Raw genomic sequence first — 408 nt, forward strand, 5'->3', positions numbered from 1 at the left:
GGGGATAGTGCAAAGCAGAAGGCCAAGGCGGATGGGTTATCTCCAAAGGAACAAAATGAAGCCTATAAGCAATCGTTTAGAGATTGGCAGGACAGTTATTGGGATAAGGTCGGGAAGCCTTCTGGCTTAACTCGTATTGGTCCAGGTCGTAGGCGTTTAACTCGGGACCAGTGGAACCAGGAGAAGCAACAAGCCAAGGCTTTAGCTATTGCTCTGGCTGATGGTCGTGCTGTTGCAAAGCGTGTTGATGCTGCAAAAGCTAAGGCTGAAAAGTTTGAGAAGGCTGGCACGTTGGTTGGTGCTGTTTCTTCTGCTGTTGCTGGTGGTGTTGTTCAGGTTTCTGAGTCATTCACGAAAAGCCGTTTTGATGATGGTGCGAAGTCTCGTGAAAATGAAATTCATTTATTG

The 408-nt window shown here is 47.3% G+C and carries 1 pseudogene; it reads left to right on the forward strand.

The features are described from left to right. A pseudogene (locus KP705_RS18440) lies at nt 1-408 on the forward strand (hypothetical protein); the annotation flags it as partial.

Source organism: Gluconobacter sp. P1D12_c, assembly GCF_018812105.1.
Lineage (GTDB): Bacteria > Pseudomonadota > Alphaproteobacteria > Acetobacterales > Acetobacteraceae > Gluconobacter > Gluconobacter oxydans_A.